Source organism: Streptomyces sp. NPDC017225 (genome assembly GCF_044331465.1).
In the GTDB taxonomy this organism is placed as follows: domain Bacteria; phylum Actinomycetota; class Actinomycetes; order Streptomycetales; family Streptomycetaceae; genus Streptomyces.
This window is the reverse complement of record NZ_JBIRNE010000037.1, coordinates 37,376-43,697: the sequence shown is the minus strand read 5'-3', so window position 1 is coordinate 43,697 and position 6,322 is coordinate 37,376. Positions and strand designations below refer to the sequence as shown.

The window sequence follows — 6,322 nt, the reverse complement described above, 5'->3', positions numbered from 1 at the left end:
GGGTCCAGCACGTCCGCGCAACAGTCCGCTTCGCCGACGGCATCAACACCCTCCACACCAACGGCGTCCGCCACTACCTCGAACTCGGCCCCGACAGCACCCTCACCACCATGGCCCGGGACACACTCCCCGAAGACACCGACACCACCGTCACCCCCCTCCTGCACCGCGACCGCGACGACAACCGCACCCTCCTCACCGCCCTGGCCACCACCCACACCCACACCAACACCCCCGTCGACTGGACCCCCTTCACCACCAGCGCCACCACGCCGGTCGACCTGCCCACCTATCCCTTCCAGCGCCGGCGCTACTGGCTCGACGCGCCCAAACCCACCGGCGAGGCCGCGAACAGGTCCGCGCACCCGCTGCTCACCGCGGCGATCACCCTCCCCGACGGGGAAGGCGCCGTGTTCACCGGGCGTGTGTCGCTCAGGGCCCAGCCCTGGCTGCACGACCACGTGGTGCACGGGACGGTCGTCCTGCCCGGCGTCGCCTTCGTGGACCTGCTGCTGCACGCGGCCGGCTACGTCGGCTGCGATCAGATCGAAGAGCTGACGCACCACGCCTTCCTGGCCGTACCGCAGCACGGTGCCCGGGAACTGCGGCTCACCGTCGGTTCCGCGGACGAGGACGGGCGACGGTCGTTCTCCCTCTTCTCGTCACCCGAGAGCGAGGCTGCCGGGGAGACGGCCGAGTGGACGCGGCACGCCACCGGATTCCTCGCCGACTCCGCGCCGGAGCCGGCGTTCGACCTCACGGCGTGGCCGCCCGCGGGCGGCGAGGCCGTCGACATCGAGGAGTTCTACGGCCGGTTCGTCGAGCGCGGATACGAGTACGGGCCCCTGTTCCGAAGCTTCCGGGCCGGCTGGCGGGTCGGTGACGACCTCTACGCGGAGATCGCCCTCCCGGAGGACGCGGACCCCGAGACGTACGGCATCCACCCGGCTCTCCTCGACTCGGCGCTGCACCCGCTGATGCTCTTCTGGTACGAGTCGGACCGTGTACGGCTGCCCTTCTCCTGGAGCGGCGCCGCGCTGCACGCCGTCGGCCCGACCCGGCTGCGGGTACGGCTGTCCCGTTCGGAGAACGACCTGCTGTCGCTCGCGGTGGCCGACGCCACCGGTGCGCCCGTCCTCACCACCGCGCTGACCATGCGCGAGGTGGCGCCGGAACACCTGACGGCGGCCCGCGCCCGGCAGAGCGACGCCCTGTACGAGCTGGGCTGGATCCCCGTGCCGGCGCCCGCGTCCAAGACCGGCGGCCGGTGGGTGGGCCTCGACATGGCTGATCTGACGGCCGCGCTCCGGGCAGCCGGGGTCGACGCCGTGGACCACTCCGTCCTCGCCGCGCTGCGCGGAGCGGAGGCGAACGGCGGCGAGCCGCCGCGGATCGTGCTGGCGGGACCCGACCGCTCCTCCGACGGCGACCTGGCGGCACAGGCGCACACCGCGACCAACGAGATGCTCACGCTGCTCCAGGGCTTCGTCTCCGACGACACCCTCAGCGACGCGCGGCTGGTGGTGCTGACCCGTGGCGCCGTCGCCGTCGAGGAGGGCGAGCGGGTACCGGAGCCGGCCGCGGCCGCGGTGTGGGGACTGATCCGTACGGCGGCGACGGAGTACCCCGGCCGGTTCGTGCTCGTCGACATGGACGAGTCGGAGGCCTCCTGCCGGGCGCTTCCCGCCGCCCTGGCGACGGAGGAGCCGCAACTCGCCGTCCGCGAAGGCAGGCTGCTCGTGCCCAGGCTGACCCGCGCGGCCCTGACCGCACCCGAGGGCGAGGACGACGGGAACGCCGGCGGCGCCGGGCTCGACCCCGAAGGGACCGTGCTCATCACCGGCGGCACCGGCACCCTGGGAGGCCTGCTGGCCTGTCACCTCGTGGAACGGCACGGCGTACGGCACCTGCTGCTCGCGAGCCGACGCGGACCGGACGCGGAAGGCGCGGCGGAACTGGCCGAGGCACTGGAGGCGCTCGGCGCCGACGTCTCCGTCGCCTCCTGCGACACCGCGGACGCCGAGGCGCTGGCCGGGCTCCTGCGGTCGGTCCCCGACGCGCACCCCCTGACCGGGGTGTTCCACACGGCCGGTGTCCTCGACGACGCCGCCCTCTCCTCCCTCACGCCGGAACGGCTGGCGGCGGTGATGCGGCCGAAGGTCGATGCCGCCTACCACCTGCACCGGCTGACGCAGGACATGGACCTGGCCGCGTTCGTCCTGTTCTCCTCCGCGGCCGGAGCGATCGGCAACGCCGGACAGGCCAACTACTCGGCCGCCAACACCTTCCTGGACGGGCTCGCCCAGCACCGCCGCGGCCAGGGCCTGCCGGCCCTGTCACTGGCCTGGGGCCTGTGGGCCCGGACCAGCGAGCTGACCGCGGCACTGGATCAGGTCGGAAGGGCACGGCTCGGCCGCGGCGGCATCGGCGCGATGCCGACGGCGCAGGCGCTCGGCCTGCTCGACCTCGCGCTGGAGTCGCCGGACAAGACTCTCCTGGTGCCCGCGAAGCTCGACCTCGCCCGGCTGGGCGAGGTCGACGCCACGGTCCCGCCGGTCCTGCACGGGCTGATCCGCTCGCGGGCCCGCCGGGCCGCCGCCCAGGGCGGCGGGACCGGGTCGGACACGCTGCGGCAGCGGCTCGTCTCCCATGACGCGGCCACGCAGCTGGAGATCCTCCTGACCTACATCCGCGGCCAGGTCGCCGCGGTCCTCGGTCACAGCTCGCCGGACGCCGTCGACGCCGACACCGGGTTCCTGGACATGGGGCTCGACTCGCTGACCACCGTCGAGTTCCGCAACAACCTCAACCGGGCGACCGGGCTCCGGCTGCCTCCGACCGCGTTGTTCGACTACCCCACGCCGGCCCGGCTGGCCTCCATGCTGCGGGCCGAAATGGTGCCCCGGGAGGCTTCCGGCGATCCCTCGCAGACGCTGGTCGCCGAGCTGGACAGGCTGGAGGAGAGTCTGCAGACCGTCGTACCCGGTGTACGGACCGCCGTCGCTGCCCGTATGCAGGCCCTCCTGCTGAAGCTGGAGGCCCTGGAGGACTCCGAGGCTGAGCGGCGGGGACCGCGGATGGAGGTCGAGACGGCGACGGACGACGAGATATTCGACTTCATCGACAACGAGCTCGGGCTCTCCTGACTCGGCAACTAGGGAGCGACGCCGCATCATGAACGAGGACAAGCTTCGCGACTACCTGAAGCGGGTCACCGCCGACCTGCAACGGACCCGCCTGCGGCTGGCCGAGGCGGAGTCGCGCGACCGGGAGCCGGTCGCGGTCGTGGGCATGGCCTGCCGGTTCCCCGGCGGGGCCACGACGCCCGAGGGCCTGTGGGAGCTGGTGGCCGAGGGGCGCGACGCGGTGGGGCCGTTCCCGGACAACCGCAACTGGGACCTGGACGGCCTGTACGACCCGGACCCCGACGCCTCGGGGAAGACCTACGCCCGTGAGGGCGGCTTCCTGTACGACGCCGACCGCTTCGACCCCGAGTTCTTCGGCATCAGCCCCCGCGAGGCCCTCGCGCTCGACCCCCAGCAGCGGCTCCTCCTGGAGGTCACCTGGGAGACCCTGGAGAGCAGCGGGCTCGCCCCCGGGGAGCTGCGCGGCAGCGCTACCGGGGTGTTCAGCGGGGTGTCCGGGCACGAGTACGCCTCGCTGAACCACCGGGGTCCCGAAGACGTCGAGGGTCACCTGCTGACCGGCAACACGCTCAGTGTGGCCTCCGGGCGGCTCGCGTACACGCTCGGTCTCGAGGGTCCGGCGGTCACGGTCGACACCGCGTGCTCCTCGTCGCTGGTCGCCCTCCACATGGCCTGCCAGTCGCTGCGCAGCGGCGAGTCCACCATGGCGCTGGCCGGCGGCGCGGCGGTGATGCCGACGCCGGGGATGTTCGTGGAGTTCAGCCGGCAGCGCGGGCTGGCGGCCGACGGCCGGTGCAAGTCGTTCGCGGGCGGCGCCGACGGCACGATCTGGGCCGAGGGCGCGGGCATGGTCCTGCTCGAACGGCTTTCCGACGCGGAGGCCAAGGGACACACCGTCCTGGCCGTCATCCGCGGCTCCGCCGTCAACCAGGACGGCAGGAGCAGCCAGTTGAGCGCGCCCAACGGTCCCGCCCAGCAGCGCGTCATCAACGCGGCGCTGGCCGGAGCCGGGCTCACGCCCGACCAGGTCGACGCGGTCGAAGGCCACGGCACCGGCACTCCGCTGGGCGACCCGATCGAGGCGCAGGCCCTGCTGGCCACGTACGGGCAGAACCGTGAGGAGCCGCTGTGGCTCGGTTCGCTCAAGTCCAACATCGGTCACGCCCAGGCAGCCGCCGGCATCGGCGGGGTCATCAAGATGATCCAGGCCATGCGCCACGGCACCCTGCCCCGCACCCTGCACGCCGACGAGCCCAGCCCCCACATCGACTGGGAGACCGGCAACGTACGACTGCTCACCGAAGCCCGGCCCTGGCCCGAGACCGACCACCCCCGCCGCGCCGCCGTCTCCTCCTTCGGCATCAGCGGCACCAACGCCCACCTCGTCCTGGAGCAGGCCCCCGTTCCCGCCGTGGCGGAGCCGGTCGCGAGCACCGCGCCTCAGGAGACGGCGATCCCCTGGATCCTGTCCGCCAAGTCCGAACAGGCCCTGCGCGACCAGGCCCAGCGGCTCTTCGACCACGCCGCGGCGCAGCCCGAGCTGCATCCGGCCGACCTCGCCTACTCGCTGGTCACCACCCGTACCACCTTCGAGCACCAGGTCGCGGTCGTCGGCGCCACCCGTGAGGACCTGCTCGCACGCCTGGGCGCGCTCGTCCAGGACCCGTCCCTCGTCACCCTTCCCACCCGGCCCCGTACCCAGAAGGTCGCCTTCCTGTTCACGGGTCAGGGCGCCCAACGCGCGGGCATGGGCCGACTGCTGCACGAGACTTACCCCGTCTTCCGGGACGCCTTCGACGAGGTCTGCGTCACCCTGGATCGTCATCTGGACGCCGAACGCCCCCTGAGGGACGTCGTGTTCGCCGACGACGCCACCCTGCTGAACCGGACCGGTTACACACAGCCGGGCCTGCTGGCGCTGCAGATCGCGCTCTGCCGGCTCCTCGCCGACGAGTTCGGCGTGGTGCCCACCCACCTGGTGGGCCACTCCATCGGTGAGATCGCCGCGGCGCACGTCGCCGGGGTCCTGTCCCTGGACGACGCCTGCCGACTGGTCGCCGCCCGCGGCACCCTCATGCAGGCCCTGCCCACCGACGGCGCCATGACCGCGGTCGAGGCCACCGAGGAAGAGGTCGCCCCGCACCTGACCGCGCGCACCGGTATCGCCGCCGTCAACGGGCCCCGGGCGCTGGTGGTCTCCGGGGACGAGCATGACGTCGACGCCGTCGCCGACCACTTCTCGGCGCAGGGACGGCGTACCAGGCGGCTCACCGTCTCGCACGCCTTCCACTCACCGCTCATGGACCCCATGCTCGACGACTTCCGCCGCGTCGCCGAGACCCTGACCTACCACACGCCCCGTGCCGCCCTGGTGTCCACGGTCACCGGCCGGCCGGCCGGGTCCGAGGTCACCGGTGCCGGTTACTGGACCGCCCATGCCCGCGGCACGACCCGCTTCCACGACGCTCTGACGGCGCTGCACGACGACGGCGTGAGCGTGTACCTGGAGATCGGCCCGGACGCCGTCCTGACCGCGCTCGCACGTGAGGCGCTGCCCGAGGCCACCGCGGTGCCGATGCTGCGATCCGACACCGCCGAGCCGACCACCCTGCTCGACGGCCTCGTCCAGGCGCACGCGGGCGGCACGGCCGTCGACTGGGAGGGGTTCCTCGCGCGGCGCGGGGCCCGCGGCGTCACGCTTCCCACGTACGCCTTCCAGCGGCGCCGATACTGGCTCGACACGGCCGACTCCATCGGCTCGCCCGCCGGCCTCGGCCTGGAGGCCGCCTCGCATCCGCTGCTGGCCACGGCCACCGAACTCCCGGACGGCAGCCACCTGTTCACCGGCCGGGTGACGCTGGCCACGCATACGTGGCTGGCCGACCACATCGTCATGGGGACCGTGATCCTGCCCGGCACCGCCTTCGTCGAGCTCGCGCTGCACGCCGCCCGTACCGTGGGCCTGGACGAGGTGGCGGAGCTCGTGCTGAACGCCCCGGTCACCTTCGGCACCCACGACGCCGCGCTCCTCCAGGTCGTCGTCGGTTCCGAGGACCCGTCCGGGGGGCGTGCCCTCACCATCAGGTCGCGCTCCGAGGAGGACCACTCCTGGACCGAGAACGCCACCGGCACCTTGAGCAATGCCGTGACGGTCCCGTCCTGAGAACCCGGCGCGG

Annotated in this window: 1 protein-coding gene and 1 pseudogene; both read left to right on the top strand. The window is 73.1% G+C overall.

The features are described from left to right. Positions 1–3,146, top strand: a 3,146-nt coding sequence (locus ACH4NX_RS37685) for an SDR family NAD(P)-dependent oxidoreductase (RefSeq protein ID WP_398153390.1), incomplete at its 5' end; no start/stop codon positions are given. A 43-nt stretch (positions 3,147–3,189) separates the two neighbouring features. After that, positions 3,190–6,309 (top strand): annotated as a pseudogene (locus ACH4NX_RS37680) (type I polyketide synthase); the annotation flags it as partial. Between the last annotated feature and the right edge of the window lie 13 nt (positions 6,310–6,322).